The sequence below is a fragment of the Nguyenibacter vanlangensis genome, assembly GCF_013376155.1.
In the GTDB taxonomy this organism is placed as follows: Bacteria; Pseudomonadota; Alphaproteobacteria; order Acetobacterales; family Acetobacteraceae; genus Gluconacetobacter; species Gluconacetobacter vanlangensis.
Genome location: NZ_JABXXP010001114.1, coordinates 1 through 684, shown reverse-complemented (window position 1 = coordinate 684; position 684 = coordinate 1). Strand labels below are relative to the sequence as shown.

At 71.1% G+C, this 684-nt stretch carries 1 protein-coding gene; it reads right to left on the bottom strand.

The window, feature by feature from the left end; genetic code table 11:
• Window positions 1-684: 16S rRNA (cytosine(1402)-N(4))-methyltransferase RsmH (rsmH, locus tag HUK84_RS21570; protein ID WP_176641966.1), on the bottom strand; the 684-nt coding region annotated here is incomplete at both ends.

Genomic DNA, 684 nt, shown 5'->3' with positions numbered 1-684 from the left:
GGGGGCGGGCAGGCGCCCGGCGGCGCGGTTCAGCGCCTGCTTGACCAGCCGGTCCTCGAGCGAATGGAAGGAGACGACGACCAGCCGGCCGCCGGGGGCGAGCAGGCCCAGCGCCTGGTCGAGGCCCGAGGCGATCTGCCCGAGTTCGTCGTTCACATGGATGCGGATGCCCTGGAACGACCGGGTGGCCGGGTCGATGCCCGAGCGGTCGGCGGGCACGACCGAACGGATGATGTCGGCGAGCTGGAACGTGGTCAGGATCGGCGCCTGGGCGCGGGCCGCGACGATGGCGCGGGCGACGCGGCGGGACAGCCGTTCCTCGCCATATTCATAGATGACGTCGGCGAGGTCCGATTCGGCCATCGTATTGACGATGTCGGCGGCGGTCGGGCCAGTGTCGTCCATGCGCATGTCCAGCGGGCCGTCGGTGCGGAAGGAGAAGCCGCGCTCGACCTCGTCCAGTTGGAAGGAGGACACGCCGAGATCGAGCACCACCCCGTCGATGGCCGGGACGTGGCGCGCCTGCAGCAGGGCCTGCATGTCGCCGAAGCCGCCATGGATCATGTGCAGGCGGGTTTCGCCCTCTTGCGCGCGCAGTTCGGATTGCAGCGCGTGGCCGCGGCGGATGGCGGCGGGATCTCGGTCGATGGCCCAGAGGGTGCAGCGGGCCGCCGACAGGATGGC